Origin of the sequence: Enterobacter sp. JJBC (assembly GCF_036936505.1) — a bacterium.
GTDB lineage: Bacteria > Pseudomonadota > Gammaproteobacteria > Enterobacterales > Enterobacteriaceae > Enterobacter > Enterobacter hormaechei_C.
In genome coordinates this window covers 3,634,214-3,650,031 of the sequence record NZ_CP136935.1, presented here as the reverse complement: position 1 = coordinate 3,650,031, position 15,818 = coordinate 3,634,214, and the positions used below count along the sequence as shown (strand labels likewise).

Genomic DNA, 15,818 nt, shown 5'->3' with positions numbered 1-15,818 from the left:
GGTTACTCACCTCTGGCCTTATAGTGCAGCTCCGCCTGGCGGCGCAGATACTCCAGCCCGGGGGCAATTGCCATCGCCCAGGCTGTGAGGATCTCTTCATCGCAAAGTGGATCGCAGGCGCGCACGGTCCTGAGCATTGCCTCCCGCCAGAGGCCGAAAAATCGCGGTGGCAGGCCTAGTCCTTCATCACTCTGCTCCCGCGCCAGGCGTTCCAGAAAATCGGGTACAAACAGCGCACCGTCAACGGCAAGCATGGCGAAAAAGCTCTTGAAGATCGTCTGCTGGCCATCTCCGCCCTGGTCCCGGGCAAAGTGCTGTTCTGTCTCCGGTGACATATGGATAAACGTTTCCCAGAACGTTTCAAAAAAGTGCCGTTTATCATTCTCCGGCAGGACGCGGTTCAGGCTGGCGTCAAAGAGATCGCGATAAAATTTCATGGTGCGGCCCTCAAGGCACGTTCGCCGGGCAGGCAGAGGCCGGGCGGATTGAAAGGATCCGACGTGCGGCGGGCAAAATAGCCATCATTCTTCACAAGGCCGTTTTCAAACAGCGGTCCGGCGTTGTGTTTGTACAGCAGCGCTTCCAGCACCATGGCGTTCGTCGAGAGGGTTAGCGTCGGGTTGATATCGCCGGTGGCCTCAACGCGGCCCTCAAACCAGCCCTGTTGCGGGTTATTCAGGTGTCGGGTTATAGCCATCAGGGCATCGGTATATTCGTTTTCCCACAGCGTCCAGAGCATGAAGACCGCTTTGGTGGTCACCTGTGCCAGCCGGGGATAGCTTTTACCGTCATCGCCCAACGTATTCCAGGCGTAACCATTCCCCCAGACGGTGTCCTCGACGTGCCATGGCGCCTGAGAGAGGTAAAAATCGGCGCGTGCGGTGAGTATGCCGTCGTGCTCCCAGCGCGTTTTTTGGCTGAGCCATACTCCTTCGGCCCGGGCGCGCAGCCTTTTTTGAATATCGACGGCCACTCCGGGGGCCTGCCAGCCAAACTCCAGACCCGGGAGCATCGCGGGGAGGGTGGAGAGCAGCGATGGCTGCCAGGTTGTTCTTGGATCGCGCGCGTCAACGGCGAGGCTGCGCTGGTACATGATGACGTTCTGGGAAGGCGGGGAAAATGCCTTGCCCGCCGGGAATCCCCACAGCCGAAACGCGCTGGCGGCATATTCGCTTTCACCCAGCCGCAGTTCGTCGCGTACCAACAGCTGTTCGTTCTGCTCGGACGCAGACCACAGCTCCCCGTCTTTATCCATCACCGGACAAAAATTCCAGCGCAGGATGATTTTTTCCAGATATTCGCGGTACTCAGGTGCTCGCTCGGCAGTGAGACGCAGGGCCAGCATCAGCCGCGCCATATCTTTCGCCGACCATCCGCGCTGCGCCGGTTTTCCTGTGAAATCGATGGGCGTGGCCGTACGGCTGGAATAGAGTCTGCCTGGCGTGCGGGTTTCGGTCAGCGTCAGGCGATTGAGTGTTCCGAGCAGGCGCGTCAGCCGTGCATCAAACTCGGCCGCCTGGATCAGACCCAGCTCGCGGGCTGCCAGCAGGGCGATAAGCGTATCGCCCATTTGCCACAGCGTAACGCGTGGCTGTTTATCGCTACCGTTGACCAGCCCTGTCTGAGGCTGTGTGTTATTCTCAAAATAGCGCCAGGCGATACCCGCCCACTCCCGCTCCTGTGGGGTCAGGCTACTGATGCGAGCGGTGGTGTGCCAGCCGCCTTTGGTCAGCCAGCGCCACCCTGCGCTTTCGCAGCTGAACAGGGCGAAGGCGATAATAAGAATGAGGACGGCGGCAGCCAGCCAGCGGGCTAAGGTCTTAAGCATTGTGCGGTCACCGGCGGCAGTTTCACAGGCTCGTCCGTATTACAGGTAGCACATTGACAGGCCTGGCAAGCGGGTTTGGTGCGCAGAGTGGTCCCGGTTTGTTCACACCATGTCTTCACTGCGGGCGTACTGTTCAGGAATGGACGGTTGCGCGAGGCATTATTAGGCTCAAAGAGATCCACCAGCTTTTTTTCCCACAGGGAAGGGGCAAAGTGGGGATCTTTGGGATTATCGCTGTTGAACTGCAACAGCTTGCCCTCTTTTTTGAACAGCAATGCTTCAAGCATGATGCCGTTGTTATTGGCCGTGAATTCTTTGATGGGGCCGTCGCCGTTTTCGTACAGCCCTTCATAGTAGCCTTTGCCCGCCTCGTTGGCGTTTTCAATGGCGTCCAGCAGGCGGTCGGTATAAGGCGAATTCCAGAGAACCCACATCCCGAGCGCCGCTTTCAGAGAGACGGCGGCCGTATTGGGAACGTACACGCCTTTATCGGTGATGGTGTTCCAGTTGAAGCCGTCGCTAAAGACGGTGTCGTAGACGAAGTAGGGTGACTGATCGAGTTGATGCTCAGAGCGAGCAGATAAAATACCGGTGATGGCGTAGCGATTCTCCTGAGCCTGGTAAACCCTGTCGGCGAAGTTTTTCATCCACGGATGGGTGTAGTCACGCGGGCTGTTTTCCCTGTCCGTCGGTTTGTCGAAACCAAATTCGAGGCCGTAAAGCACATAGGATTCGGTTACGACGTAATTATGCTGGCTGGTAAGGCGCGGATCGCGCGAGTCATAAGGCACCATTACGCAGTAGATCTCCGCCAGCTCGTAGGGCTGAGGCTGGCTGGCCTGACAGGTGCCAAAGCCCCACAGCGCAAAGCCCGCTGCACCATACTCTTCGTAGCCCAGCCGCCCCTCCTGCACGTACTTTGGCTGGCCATTTTCCAGGTAGGCTCCGTACATCATTCCACAGGGGTTGATGACGTTGGTGAAGTTCCATCCCAGCAGCACGTTATCAATGCTGTTGCCGTATTCCGGATAGCGCTCCTTAATGACCTTCAGCCAGATCAACATCCTGCCGATGTCCAGCGCCGAGAAGCCAATCTCGCCAGGTTTGTTCTGATAGTTAACCTTCTGACCTGTGATGGTGTTATAGGCTTTATTGGGCAGTTCGTTGCGGAATAAATCCAGTTTGTTCAGGGTAGCGAGTAATTTCAGCATTCTGCGATCGAACTCAGCTTTATCAATAATCCCCAGCTCCCTTGCGGCCGTCATCGCGGCCATATAAGAGGCGCTGTCCCACATGGTGGTTGAGGGGTATTTATTAACGGCATTTACCAGGCCGGTTGTGGGCTGATAGTTAGCAACGAAATATTGCCAGGCGTTTTTGGCAATAGTCATCTCGCGAGGCGTGAGTTCGCCGCTACGCGGTGGGTAATCAGAAGCGGGAAGTCCAGCCGCTGCCTGTGCCGCAGAGAGTGAGAGCCAGCACGCCACAAGCCCGGCCAGAAGAGGAAAAAAGAGTATTGATTTCAGCTTCATGGCTTCGCTCCTGCTGAAGAGGTTTGGGGAGTGGCGGGGCCAGGGCAGGCCAGACAAAGCATCTGACCGTGGGCAATGTACGCCAGGCTTTCGAGGACGACCGCATTGGTATCGGCATCAACGATCTCGTTCACGCTGCTGTTGAGGTTAAGCCCGCGCTGCCAGCCCTTGCCTGGTACCTGTAGCTTTTGCACCTGCTGGCGCAGTGCTTCGCTCCAGCCGTTGCGGAACAGGGCGTACCAGGCAAAGGCGGTGCGGGTCGAAGTCATCGCCGTTTGCTCCGGCGTGGCGTCAAGCAGAGCGCTATTTTGCAGCGGCTGGCGATTGGGCAGATCGTTGACGTAATCCGGCGCGGGCTCGGCGTAATCGGTGCTGATCGGCGGCTTGCGGACCCGAAGGCTATGTCGACGCTGTTGGATCTGCATTATGCGCCATGTGATTTCTGCGCTCTGCGCATCAAAACCCAGCTCAAGCCCCGTTAATAAATAGGGAAGGCTGATAAGCGAAGGTTGGCGACCCCACGGCGTACGCAGCCCCTCGTCGGGCACCATTATTCCGTCGATGTCGATCATCTGCTGCCCTTCTGGTGGATTCGTCACTGCCAGTCCCGCCGCGCTGTCGATCAGCCGAAGCGTATGGCTTGCATAAAGACGATAGCCGAAGCTGTTTCTCGGCTCGTCCGTCGCCAGCGCCCAATGGTGGAGCGGGACCGCGGCCTGGCTGGTGGTGTTATTGGCAATCAGGGCGCCCATCTTCCAGCGATCGAGCAGATTGCGTACGGCGCCAGCGTGCTGAGGATAACGCCACAGCAGCGTTTGCAGGGCGTTAAGCAGGCGGCCCATGCCGATAGCCGAGGCGTCCGGTTTGCCCAGGGTCTCAAGTGTGTCGGCATGGTAATAGGCGGCGGGCAGCCCCTGAGGATTGAGTGGAAGGCTTGCGAGGGCCGCCAGTGCGGCCGCGATGCGTTCATCAAACTCCTCGGAAGTAAGAACGTTGAGCTGCCTGGCGGCTGCAACCGCAAAAAGATAGCTGCCGGTGCTCCACAGGCTGAGCCAGGGTTCGCCGTCGTGCGCGTTGGCCAGGCCATTCGGCTGCGTGTTGTTCACATAATATTGCCAGGCCACCCGCGCCCAGATGGCTTCTTCGAATGTCAGTTCACGCGGAGCGGGCAAGGGTGGGAAATCGTTACTCAGCGATATCCCTGCGCTGCTCTCAACGCGTGTCGGCATCTGTTTTTCAACCCAGACGACAATAGCGAATCCCAGCAGAAAGCCGAGCAGAATGGTGAGGTAGCTGCGGGCTGACAAAAGTGCGTCGCGTTTTCTCATTCGCTCACCTCTTCTTCAGCCGGGGTCCACATGGCGGCGAAGATCAGCGGCAGCATGGCGGCAATGTTGACTGCACCCCAGAAGATATTGATAACGTAGCCGGACGGATCGTCAACCTGCCCACGTGCAACCTGAATACCGCCCCAAATCAGCCCCGCCAGCGTGAGCACGACGATGGCGATTTGCGGTTTCACCAGGTATAGAAACCGTCCCGTCTGCCTCTCTTTGGGGGTAACGTGGAATTTGATCTGCTCTCCGCGCAGGACTGTGTTGAGCGCGCGCAAATTCATGGAGAAGAATGAGAGATACGATGCTCTGCCATCCCAGGCTGATATTCCCCAGGTGCCGAACATAAACGCCAGCTCCGAAACAATAAAAAAGGGCAAAAAATGAAGATAAAAGGGTTCAGACCAGGCTGATACAGGCGGAATGCCGGTAAACAGGTAAACAATGGGCGATATCAGGAAAACAGTGTTCCACACGCAGGCCAGATAGGACCAGAAGGTGGTGGCGTACATCAGCGTTTGCGGCAAAGAGAGCTTAAAACGGCGGCGGCTGAAAATATTGTCATGGAACAGAATATCCAGTGAACCCGCGGCATATTTGAAGCGCTGGATCATCCACGTCAGCATATCCTGCGGTGAGAGCATTTTCGATTCGATCCGCGGGTGCATTACCGAGCGCCAGCGGCGGGCGGCATCGCCGTGGAGCAGGATGGAGGTATAAATATCTTCTGAAACGTGAAATTTATAGGGCGTGAGTTCCGTGTCGAAGGCCACGTGGGGACGCATGGCGTCCTGAAGGGTTTCACGCATGACGGGATCGCGAATGTCCCGCGTGTGGCGATCGATCTCTTCTTCTATCGTCCAGACGTAGCTGCGCAGCGCTGCCTGCATTACCGCTTCGCGCCTGTGTACAGAGGCCGCACCGCAGCAGAAGGCGGCGTTGGCCCAGTTTCGCCGTCGCAGAATGACGTCATAAAACATGCGCGGATCGTTAAAAAAGGGATCGCGGCCGATGGTTACTGGCCCGATGAACTTCTGGGCGAGCCATCCTAGCCCGTATCCCGTTTTGCCTGCTTTTCGCCCAAGCCAGCGCGCGAGGTTTTCCCCCTCCGGCAGGTCGAAGAACCACTGCGGTGTCTGAACCCAGGCCACGTCAGGGTCACGAAAGTAGCCCAGCGTGTGGCTGAGCAGAGTGGGGAAGACCCGGGTATCGGCATCGCAAATGATAAGGAAATCACCGTCGGTTTGCTCAAGTCCGTTTCGCAAGTTACCGGCCTTAAAGCCAATATTGGTCTGGCGGGAGATGTAGTTTGCGCCTTCCTGATCGCAGACGGCTTTCATCTCCGGACGCCGGCCATCATCGAGCACGTGCACCTTGTAGTCCAGCGGGCCGGGGTAATCCATCTTCATGGCGTCCCGAATTGAAAGCCTGACCAGCTCAACATCTTCTGAATAGGTTGCGATAAAAAGATCGACCTTGATGGGTCTTGAGGCTTCCGCGTCTTCGGAGCGCAGGCAATCATTGATCTCAATCGGGGGCGGATTTTGCGGCGGATCGTCTTCTTTCCACAGGTTTATGGTGAATAGCACTGTGCCGATCCAGGCCAGGGTTTCAGCCAGCACTAATGGAATGGCATACCACAGCGCGTCGGTATTTAAGGAAGCTGTCCAGCGCCAGTAAATATAATTAGCGCCTAAAATCAGCGAGGCAACCGCCAATACCTGCCATGTTAACATGACCCATCGCGGTGTCTTAAGCGGTTCAGGCGGCTGGCGATGTTCAAAACGGGTAAAATAAAAATCCATAGAGAAGGATATCCTGTTTCCACGATAGTTATTAATTACAGACCCGTTACTGACAGGGAGCGCAAAACGGAAAATAACGTCCGTAAACAAAAAGTAAAGTAAGTGTAGATGGCGGAGGGAATAATTCCAGAGAGGTTAAAACTCGATTGTTTACACGCGCTAAAATAACTGTTAACTACGCTTAATAATATTTGAAGCGTTATCAAAAATTGCCAGATGCTTTTGTTTACGCTATCTAAATAAAATACAAGAAACTTTTTAGCATGGAGAACGCGACGCCCCATGAGCCAGATTGCGCCTGTGCTTATAAATAAAGACGTTGAAAAACCAACGACATGGCGTTACATCGCGTCGGATAAACGTGATTTACGTATTGATTTTATGCGCGGTATCGCCTTAGTGATGATGGTGGTGGCGCACACGGAAGTGATGTCGATATTTAATATATTTACCTGGGAAAGGTTTGGTCTGGTCACCGGCGCTGAGGGTTTTGTGATCCTTTCAGGATTTATGCTGGGAATGTTAAACCGTGTAAGATTGCAAAAAGCAGTATTGTTGACTATATCCTGGGGGCTTTATCTGCGTGCATGGAAAATATATCGGATAAATATCATCATTATTCTTTCATTTTTACTGTTAGGATATCTGCCGTTTATTAACGTCTTTGAGGTGATCCATTTTACCGATCGTTACTCAGGTACAACCTGGTCACTGTATCCGGTGACGCCGCAAATTAAAGAAACCTGGTTTAACATTGTCCTCTACCTGCAAATTGGCCCTCATCAAACGCAAATCCTTGGGCTCTATATTTTTCTTCTGCTGTTAAGCCCCCTGTTTTTGGGGATGCTCCAGAAAGGATACGTCTACTGGCTGCTGGGTTTATCGTTGCTCGTCTACGGCGGCTGGCAGATGTGGCCGGTACGCGCTACGCCGTCTCAGTTTGAATTCGCGTTTCCGCTGCTGGCCTGGCAGTTTATTTTCGTGCTGGGTATGTGCAGCGGTTGGTACAAAGAGGATTTGATCTCTTTTGCCCGTACGCCCGCCGGTAAGGTCGTGCTCGTGGCGCTGGTGATAATTGCGCTGCTTCTTGGCTTTATCGCCCAGAACCATACCAACCCGTTTATGCCGCCCGCACTGCTAATGCACAGCCTCTCGCCGGAGGACTTCAACGCTTTTTATCATACCTGGGCGGCAAAAAATGGCCTTGGGCCCGTCAGGGTACTTAACGATATCTGTCTGATGGTGACCGTCTATTTGGTGCTGACCTGGTGCTGGCTGCCCCTGTATCGCCTCGCAGGCTGGTTTCTTATTCCGCTGGGTCAACATTCGCTTTATACCTTTATTTTGCATGTCTACGTCGTATTTCTGGTAAGCCAGTTCGTCACGTTCGATCTGTGGCGCCAGGACTGGATAGTGAACACCTTCATTCACGCTGCGGCGCTGGGCGTGCTGTGGCTGATGGCGAAATATAACGTCGCCGCGCGCTGGATACCTAACTAAGGAAGGGCTGATGCGGGATAAATTTTTGCTGACCTGCGCACTGCTGTGCGTTGCCACTGGCGCAGAGTCGGCGCCGAAGGACGATGCGGATTCACTACGTGACAAGAACGGCGAGCCGGTGCAGGCTGGCGTGTTCACCAGCCGCTGGGGTCGCCTGTTCTCCGGTAATGAAGACGTCTTCTCTGGCGCGCTGAGCTTTAGTTCGGGACTAAAAGAGCAGTGGATGACTATCCCTAACAGCTCGGACACCGCAGAGCAGAAACGTAAATACAACCAGACGCTTAATCTCAGCCTGCAATACTCACCCTACAGTTACTGGTTTGCGAACGTGACATCGCGTTTGCCGGTGACGGACACCAGCCGCTACACGGCCGATTTTCGTTACAGTTTTGGCTATGATGACTGGCATGCCAACACTTTCAGCCTGGTGTACAGCAATTACGGGGATAACCGCTTCTGGACGTCAGGAAACCGTCGCCACACCTATTTTGAGCAGGGGGCCGTGACGCTGGCGTATAAATTTTCACTGCCGAAACCGATAGAGAATACGCTCCTGATTAACAAAGGCGACTCTATCATTTGCCAGATGGGCTACAGCTGGGTTCCGCGTTATTACGATCTGGACAGCAACGATATCCGCAAAAACAAGAACGTGGTATTGGGCGGGTGTGGTTATACCTTTAAGCAGCACTTCTTCGTGCGCGCCACGGCGTTCTGGTTTCCGGACAGCAGCCAGCAACAGCCCTGGAACGGCGACTACAGCTATAGTTTTGGCTATGCGGGTTATACGCCAGGTTCATTCTCTGTTCAGTATGCTAACTACTCCGGCACCCGTTACCCCGGTCACCAGAGCGGCAGCGGTAAATTCCGGGAAGGCACCGTCAGCGTCATCTGGTTCTTACCGCTTTAGGAGGGCGTATGTTGTCACAGCACGTCCTGATAGTTGAAGACTCACTGGTTTATCGTCGCCTGCTTAGCCGAATGCTGACGCAGTGGGGGTATACCGTCTACGAGGCGGAGAACGGCGTTGCCGCGCTTGAGATCCTCGAAAACCAGCCAGTCAGCCTGGTGATCAGCGACTGGGATATGCCGGAAATGGATGGCCTGACGTTGTGCCGGGAGGTTCGCAGCCGTCAGTTCGGACATTATGTTTATTTAATTTTGCTTACCGCACGCGAAGAGCCGGGCGATCTGACGGTGGGGTTTGACGCCGGTGCGGATGATTTTCTCAACAAGCCGGTCGAGCAGAGTGAGCTGCGGGCGCGATTGCACGCGGGGGCACGGGTTCTGTCCCTTGAGGCCACGCTTGCTACGCGTAATGCACGCCTCAGTGAGGCGTTAAGGCAGATAGAGCAAGACCTTGAAGTGGCGGCGCGGATCCAGCAGTCGGTTCTGCCTGCGCATCAGTTGCGTTACCGGGATTACTTTGCAGACTGGATTTTTTTGCCGTCAGCCTGGGTGTCCGGCGATATTTTCAATGTCTTCCCGCTGGACAATCACCTGGGATTCTACTGTGTAGATGTGTCGGGGCACGGCGTTGGTGCGGCGATGATGTCACTTGCCGTGGCCCGTCAGTTTCTGCATGGCAGGGCGGTAGAGCGTTTTCTGTTTGCGGACGATAGCGACGTTGCCTCCCCTGCGGAAGTCGTTCGGATCCTGAATGGTCGCTTTTGCAGCGAAGAGGTTGAGATAATGAGTTATTTCACCATGATTTACGGTGTTATCGACCTGACAACAGGTGAAGGCAAGCTTTGCCAGGCCGGCCATCCTACGCCGTTCATTGTGAACCCTGGCGGCGAGGTCAGGACGGTCGGTGAAGGCGGCGCGCCGGTAGGATTGATGCCGGATCTCAGCTGGTCAGACGTAAGCTTCTCGCTGGCGCCGGGTGAGCGCCTCTGCCTGTTTAGCGATGGCATCACCGAGTGTGAAAATCCTGACAACGAACAGTTTGGTCAGGCTCGTTTGCAGCGTCGGCTTCAGGATGACGCCACGCTCGCACTGGAACGGCTCTTACCGCAGTTTGCGCAGCATCTTATACGCTGGCGCAGCGGAAAATACCGTGAACAGCAGGCCATGGCGGACGATGTTTCCTTATTAGTGATTGAGCGTACAGGAGTAAACGATGAACATTGATACAGACCGACTGGACGACGTAAACATTATGACGCCTTCGGTGCGCCGACTGGACGCCTCGGTGGCGGCGGTATTTAAGGAAGCTATTGCCCGGGAGATTGGGGTGGATCGTAAAGCCCTGATAGTCGATTTCAGCAAAATCGATTTTATCGACAGCAGCGGCCTTGGCGCACTGGTTTCCCTGCTGAAGATGATGAATGGTAAAGGTGAAATGATGCTGTGTGCGCTGAACCCCGGTATACGCAACATGTTCACCCTGACCCGTATGGATCGCATATTTCGCATTTGCCCGGATCGCGCTACGGCACTTTCGCATCTAAATCAGTGAGTTGACTGTGGCTAACGACATTACTTTTCCCGCCACGTTAACCTCCGTCTCGCCGCTTGCGGCATGGCTTGAGCGTCAGATGGCTTCGCTGTCCGTTAGCGATGACTGGCGCTTTGCGCTCGATCTCGCCGCCTGTGAAACGGCTACCAACATTATTCGTCATGCGCTACATGAGGATCCGGAACGTTGCTTCACCGTGGAGTTCATCGTTACCGTCTCGGACGCGGCGCTGCGTTTTACGGACGATGGCGATAAATTTCCCGCTGAACGTCTCGCGGCGGTGCGTGACGACGCGACGTTCGATGCCTCTCTTTTGGCTGAAAGCGGCAGAGGACTGAAACTCATTTTGTTGTATGTGGATAATTTCAAGGTAGAAAATATTGCAGGGAAAAATATCACCGTTCTGGAGAAGAGGATGGTCGGATAATTGTGACGTTTAAGAAGGTCCGATCAGGGCGGTATGTGGGTATTCACAATGGCGCAGTGATCAATCTGCGCCAGTATCGTGATGACGAGCACAAGCCCAGTCAGGCCTCCGCCTGCCATTTTGCCAGTATCGCACCGGCCCGACGGGCCGTGGCTGGCAGGATGTCGGCATCCGCCACGTAGCCATCAGGATCGATACAGCGATTGTGTTCTCTCGCCTCGTGCAGAATCGCCTCGTCCCAGTAGAGGCGCTTACGCTGATCGCCCCGGGTCGTCAGAATAAACTCCACATTGCCATCAACCGCGCGGTAGCGGCGCCAGCTGTTTGCCGGAATGGAGATCACCGAACGTTCCGGGGCGATAATGCTGACTTCCTTACCCGCCTCGTTCCAGGTCACCTCCAGCTGGCCTTTAAAGACCATGATCACCTGAATATCCGGGCAGAGATGGCGACCGACAATGTGGTCGTCAGCAAGACGCAGCCATTCGACGGAAAAACCGTGCGGGCTCAGGATAGCGGGAGCGGAATCCCGATCCTGTGAAATGCCGAAACCGATAACCGGCGCAATTTCGCCGCCGTGTCCCGGCAGCACCGAATCCAGCAGTCCCTGTGCTGACCAGCGGCGGTCATCACCGGTTACCGCACGCTGGCGCATCTCCTCAACGCTGTAGTCACGCAGACTGGCAATATATTGCTCTGACAGCGGCGTCAGCAGTGTGGTGGGATCGGGCGTTGGCTCACCAGCCTCCTGCGCAATCAGCATATTATCCTTGCTGAGATACATACCGTACTCGCTGGCGGCCGCCAGCACTGACGGGTGCCAGATGATGCCGCCCGTGTTGTCCCCGCCGAGCACGGTAAATACCATGCCGCAGGTATCTTCTTTACTGACGTTGGTGAAACCGCGGAAGATCCAGGTCGGTATTGAGAGGATGGTGGGCGCGCTAAATTCAGCTTCATGCTCGCCGTTGGCGCCCCAGCGAAAACGCCACGTCCCTTCATGGATCAGGAACACTTCTGCGGTGAAATGCAGATGCAGGTTATTCGTCACCCCTTTTGGCATAGCCGCCGCGCCAATGTTAAAGCCGTGCGGCTCGGGAATATTGACGACCTGCTCGCTGGACTGGGTTACACCCGGGCCGATGAAGGAATAGTTTTGTTTGAGATGCGAGCCGGGTAGCTTGCAATCAATAAAAGCAAGATTGCAGGAGACCATATCGTCGGGGGCGACTAACCGTGTTCGTGCCTGGCTCTGGGTAAGATGGATAGTTTTCATCATTTCTCCTTTTAATAACCGGATGCACCGGTGGTAGGGATGGCGTTGCCGCGGGCGAGGGCAATGGCTTCACGTGAGGCGCGACCCAGCTGCATAACGTCGTTTGCAGGGGTAACAAACTGGAAACCCTGAGCAATACGCGCTGCCGCGGCCGCGCCGGAAGTGCAGAAAATACCGGCAATCTTTTGCTGCTGGCGGCAGCAGTGAATCACCCGCTCAATAGCAGCAAGCATTTCGGGATGTTGGGATTCGGCGCTGGCACTGCCGGTCAGCGTCAGCGAGAGATCGTTGGGGCCAATAAACACACCGTCCAGCCCTTCGGTATCAAGGATGGCGTCAAGATCCGCCAGCCCTTGGCGGGTTTCGATCATTGCCAGCGTCAGGATCTCGTCGTTGGCGTGCTGTGGATAATCGCTGCCGCCATAGAGTAGACCTCTGGCCGGACCAAAGGAGCGAACCCCCAGTGGTGGATAGCGACAGGCCGCGACAAAACGGCGAGCCTGTTCCGCGCTGGAGATCATCGGGCAGATTACGCCGTAGGCTCCTGCGTCTAATACGCGCATGATTTGCGCCGGATCGTTATTTGCCACCCGCACCAGCGGCACGGCAGGCGTGGCCGATAGCGCCTGTAGCATCGACAACGCGCTGGCAAAATCAATCATGCCGTGCTGCAAATCGACGGTGACGGCGTCGTAACCCTGATGGCCCATAATTTCCGCGCTATACCCGGAGGGGATTGCCAGCCAGCCGTTAACGATCGGAGTATTTTCCAGAAATACGGTCTTTAAACTGTTTTTGCGCACTGTATGCACTCCGTTATCCACTGACGCAGCAGCGGCGCGATCTCATCCGGGGTTTCCAGCGGAATAAAATGCCCGCCAGCCTCCACCGTATGCCTGGTCACGTTCGCATTGCCGGCTGCCAGTAGTTGATGATGATGAGGCGTGCAGATAACGTCCTGCGCGCCGTTTAGAAGTAATGTGGGGCAGGCGAGGGCGTTAAACGCAGTCCGGTTGTCCTGCCGGTGAATGGCCATTTCCGTTTGCCCGGCAAAGGTCTCAATGCCGCACTCTTGCGCCATTCGGCAAATAGTCTCTTGCAGGATCCGATCGGACAGACGTGACGGGGCGACATAGCTCTGCCACAGCGAGGAGACCAGCCAGTCGGCCAGGCCCTGCGCCTGGGCGGTGTGTACCGCTTCCCGGCGTGAAGCGAGGGTGTCTGGCGCAACGGGCAACGGATTAACGGAAATCAGCGTCAGCCCGTTCACTCTTTCTGGCGCGTCGGCGGCCATTTGCAGCGCGACAATCGCGCCGAGCGAAAAGCCCGCCAGCAGAAAGCGCGGTGGCAGAACCTTTAATAACCGCCGTGACGCCTGCGGCGCGGACTCTGCGCCCGTCAGCGTGATGCACAGCACCGCTGAGATGTTCAGCCTTTCAATAAGGGGCTGCCAGAGCCGGGCGTTACACAGGGTGCCACCAAGCAGCACCAGCGGTAGATCGGTATTGTCCAGAAGCGGATATTCCATTGCATCCCTCACGTAGCCGTCCAGCCGCCGTCAACCATCAGGGCGCTGCCGGTGATCAGCCCGGCGGCCTCAGAGGCGAGGAACACTACCGGCCCCATAATGTCCTCCAGCCTGCCTGGCCGGCGCAGTTTGATGTTGTCCAGCACATAGCGGCGAAATGCCGGGTCGGCGAGTGACGAACGCGTCAGGTCGGTTTCAATGAAGGTCGGGCACAGCGTATTGACACGGATCCCCGCATCGCCCAGCTCCAGCGCCATCGTTCGGGTTAACCCTTCAAGCGCGAATTTGGAGGCACAGTACACGCTACGCTCGGGGCCACCAACGTGTCCCATTTGCGATGAGATGTGAATAATCGATCCCCCCTTACCGCCCGCCCGCATTCTGCGCGCCACGTGCTGGCTGATAAAAAAGGTGGCGCGCAGGTTAAGCGCCATCACCGCATCGAAATTTTCCTCGTTTACCTCAAGAAACGGCTGGTGGCGGGCCAGCCCGGCACTGTTCACCAGAATGTCGGGCGTGGGCAACGTTGTCAGCACACGCTCCACCTCCTGAGCGTCGGTAATATCCAGTTCCAGCGGGTGAAATGCGAGGCTGTGTTCCGCTGCCAGACCTGCGGCATGCGCCAGCGCCTCGCGGCCCCGGGCGGCAATCCAGACCTCTGCCCCTGCCTGTGCGAGGGCGACGGCGGCAGCGAAGCCAATCCCTCTTGACCCGCCGGTCACCAGCGCGCGTTTGCCGTGCAGGGTGAAAGAGGGCGTTTGCAAAAGCGTCATGGCTTACACCTTTTCCCTGACCGGGGCCGGTGTGGCGTAGGGAACTTCCGTCTGGCCATAACGGCGCACGCGAATATTGGCCTGCTCGGCATGTCCGGCGAACCCCTCCAGGAGCGACAGACGCGAACAATAGCTGCCGATTTCGGCGGTGGCTTCGTCGCTGAGGACTTTCTGGAAGGTGCAGGTTTTCATGAACTTGCCCACCCACAGGCCGCCGGTATAACGTGCGGCTTTCTGCGTGGGCAGGGTGTGGTTGGTGCCGATCACCTTATCGCCGTAGGCCACGTTAGTACGTGGTCCAAGGAACAGCGCGCCGTAATTGGTCAGGTTAGCCAGGAACCAGTCGTCCCGGTCGGTCATCACCTGAACATGTTCGGAAGCGATACGATCTGCCTCCAGCAGCATCTCTTCGTAGCTGTCGCAGACGATGATTTCCCCGTAGTCCTGCCACGACTGGCGGGCAATGTCGGCGGTAGGGAGCTTTTCCAGCAGCCGTTCCACTTCGCTGAGCGTCTCTTTGGCAAGCTGGAGCGAGTTCGTCAGCAGGATGGCAGGGGTGGTGACGCCGTGTTCGGCCTGGCCCAGCAGATCCGTGGCGCACATTTCCGCGTCAACCGTGTCATCGGCAATCACCAGCGTTTCCGTCGGACCGGCAAACAGATCGATACCTACCCGGCCGAACAGCTGTCGTTTGGCCTCCGCGACGAAGGCGTTACCGGGGCCGACCAGCATGTCGACCGGTGCCAGCGAGTCCGTGCCCAGCGCCATGGCGCCTATCGCCTGAATGCCACCAAGGGCATAGATTTCCGTTGCGCCAGCCATTTTTTGCGCCGCGACGATCGCCGGGGCGGGCTGACCGTTAAACGGCGGGGCACAGCTGATAATTCTTGAGCATCCCGCCACGCTGGCGGTGATGATCGACATGTGCGCGGAGGCGAGCAGGGGATATTTTCCGCCAGGCACGTAACATCCCACGGCGTTAATCGGAATATTTTTATGCCCGAGAATAACGCCGGGACGCGTTTCAATTTCCAGGTCCCGCAGACATTCTTTCTGCGCGCGGGCAAAATTCGCGACCTGCTGTTGGGCGAATTCAATATCCTGAATATCCTGACGGCTTAACTGTTTTATGCAGCGGTCAATCTCCGCGGACGTCAGACGATAATCCTGACGGTCATAACGATCGAATTTAATGGATAATTCGCGAATGGCTTTATTTCCGCGTTTTTCAATATCCGCAAGTATTTGTTCAACCGTTTCTCTTATTTGCTGGTTGGCTTGCTGGCGCTCTTCGGTAGATTTACCGGTTTTTAATTTCCAGGACACTCGCTTCTCCTTACTTTTTTCAGATGTC

General features: G+C 56.2%; 15 protein-coding genes. 5 read left to right on the top strand and 10 right to left on the bottom strand.

Annotated features, from left to right (window positions below; genetic code table 11):
- Positions 1–2: 2 nt before the first annotated feature.
- The 5 genes from RY075_RS17555 to RY075_RS17535 are packed head-to-tail and all read right to left on the bottom strand — an operon-like array spanning position 3 to position 6,499.
- Positions 3–437: a globin gene (locus RY075_RS17555; RefSeq protein WP_003862244.1), complete on the bottom strand. Its 435-nt coding sequence runs from the start codon at positions 435–437 to the stop codon at positions 3–5.
- Positions 434–1,828, bottom strand: a complete 1,395-nt coding sequence (locus RY075_RS17550) for a DUF3131 domain-containing protein (protein ID WP_048209491.1) — start codon at positions 1,826–1,828, stop codon at positions 434–436. The genes RY075_RS17555 and RY075_RS17550 overlap by 4 nt, the downstream gene beginning before the upstream one ends.
- Positions 1,813–3,360, bottom strand: a complete 1,548-nt coding sequence (locus tag RY075_RS17545) for a DUF3131 domain-containing protein (RefSeq protein WP_023323635.1) — start codon at positions 3,358–3,360, stop codon at positions 1,813–1,815. Before RY075_RS17545 ends, RY075_RS17550 begins: the two co-directional genes overlap by 16 nt.
- A complete protein-coding gene (locus RY075_RS17540; RefSeq protein ID WP_003862249.1) occupies positions 3,357–4,688 on the bottom strand; it encodes a DUF3131 domain-containing protein in 1,332 nt (443 codons plus the stop codon). Before RY075_RS17540 ends, RY075_RS17545 begins: the two co-directional genes overlap by 4 nt.
- On the bottom strand, positions 4,685–6,499 hold the full coding sequence (locus tag RY075_RS17535; RefSeq protein ID WP_023323634.1) for a cellulose synthase catalytic subunit: 1,815 nt from the start codon (positions 6,497–6,499) through the stop codon (positions 4,685–4,687). Before RY075_RS17535 ends, RY075_RS17540 begins: the two co-directional genes overlap by 4 nt.
- Positions 6,500–6,781: 282 nt before the next feature.
- On the opposite strand from RY075_RS17535, the gene opgC reads away from it, so the two are divergent.
- Genes opgC through RY075_RS17510 form a run of 5 tightly spaced genes read left to right on the top strand, consistent with a single transcriptional unit; the run spans position 6,782 to position 10,887 of the window.
- Positions 6,782–7,999 (top strand): OpgC domain-containing protein, encoded by a 1,218-nt coding sequence (opgC, locus tag RY075_RS17530; RefSeq protein ID WP_338627866.1) that lies wholly within the window; start codon positions 6,782–6,784, stop codon positions 7,997–7,999.
- Between the two features lie 10 nt (positions 8,000–8,009).
- A complete protein-coding gene (locus tag RY075_RS17525) occupies positions 8,010–8,909 on the top strand; it encodes a hypothetical protein (RefSeq protein WP_003862255.1) in 900 nt (299 codons plus the stop codon).
- 8 nt (positions 8,910–8,917) lie between these two features.
- Positions 8,918–10,132 carry a SpoIIE family protein phosphatase gene (locus RY075_RS17520; protein ID WP_032609966.1) on the top strand — a complete coding sequence of 405 codons (1,215 nt, stop codon included), beginning with the start codon at positions 8,918–8,920 and terminating at the stop codon, positions 10,130–10,132.
- On the top strand, positions 10,122–10,460 hold the full coding sequence (locus RY075_RS17515; RefSeq protein WP_003862258.1) for an STAS domain-containing protein: 339 nt from the start codon (positions 10,122–10,124) through the stop codon (positions 10,458–10,460). Before RY075_RS17520 ends, RY075_RS17515 begins: the two co-directional genes overlap by 11 nt.
- A gap of 7 nt (positions 10,461–10,467) precedes the next feature.
- Positions 10,468–10,887 carry an ATP-binding protein gene (locus tag RY075_RS17510; protein WP_109948933.1) on the top strand — a complete coding sequence of 140 codons (420 nt, stop codon included), beginning with the start codon at positions 10,468–10,470 and terminating at the stop codon, positions 10,885–10,887.
- A 100-nt stretch (positions 10,888–10,987) separates the two neighbouring features.
- Here the strand turns inward: RY075_RS17510 and RY075_RS17505 are convergent, their stop codons facing one another.
- Genes RY075_RS17505 through hisD form a run of 5 tightly spaced genes read right to left on the bottom strand, consistent with a single transcriptional unit; the run spans position 10,988 to position 15,790 of the window.
- Positions 10,988–12,163, bottom strand: coding sequence for a cupin (locus RY075_RS17505; RefSeq protein ID WP_232967429.1), 1,176 nt, complete (start codon positions 12,161–12,163; stop codon positions 10,988–10,990).
- A gap of 11 nt (positions 12,164–12,174) precedes the next feature.
- On the bottom strand, positions 12,175–12,966 hold the full coding sequence (locus tag RY075_RS17500) for an aldolase/citrate lyase family protein (RefSeq protein ID WP_302378305.1): 792 nt from the start codon (positions 12,964–12,966) through the stop codon (positions 12,175–12,177).
- Entirely contained in the window at positions 12,948–13,691 is a 744-nt protein-coding gene (locus RY075_RS17495; RefSeq protein WP_251995415.1) for an alpha/beta hydrolase, read from the bottom strand. The genes RY075_RS17500 and RY075_RS17495 overlap by 19 nt, the downstream gene beginning before the upstream one ends.
- 8 nt (positions 13,692–13,699) lie before the next feature.
- Entirely contained in the window at positions 13,700–14,464 is a 765-nt protein-coding gene (locus RY075_RS17490) for an SDR family oxidoreductase (protein ID WP_063855236.1), read from the bottom strand.
- Positions 14,465–14,467: 3 nt separating this feature from the next.
- The gene (gene hisD / locus RY075_RS17485; protein ID WP_023323627.1) at positions 14,468–15,790 is read right to left on the bottom strand and encodes a histidinol dehydrogenase; all 1,323 of its coding nucleotides are present in this window, start codon (positions 15,788–15,790) and stop codon (positions 14,468–14,470) included.
- Positions 15,791–15,818: the final 28 nt, after the last annotated feature.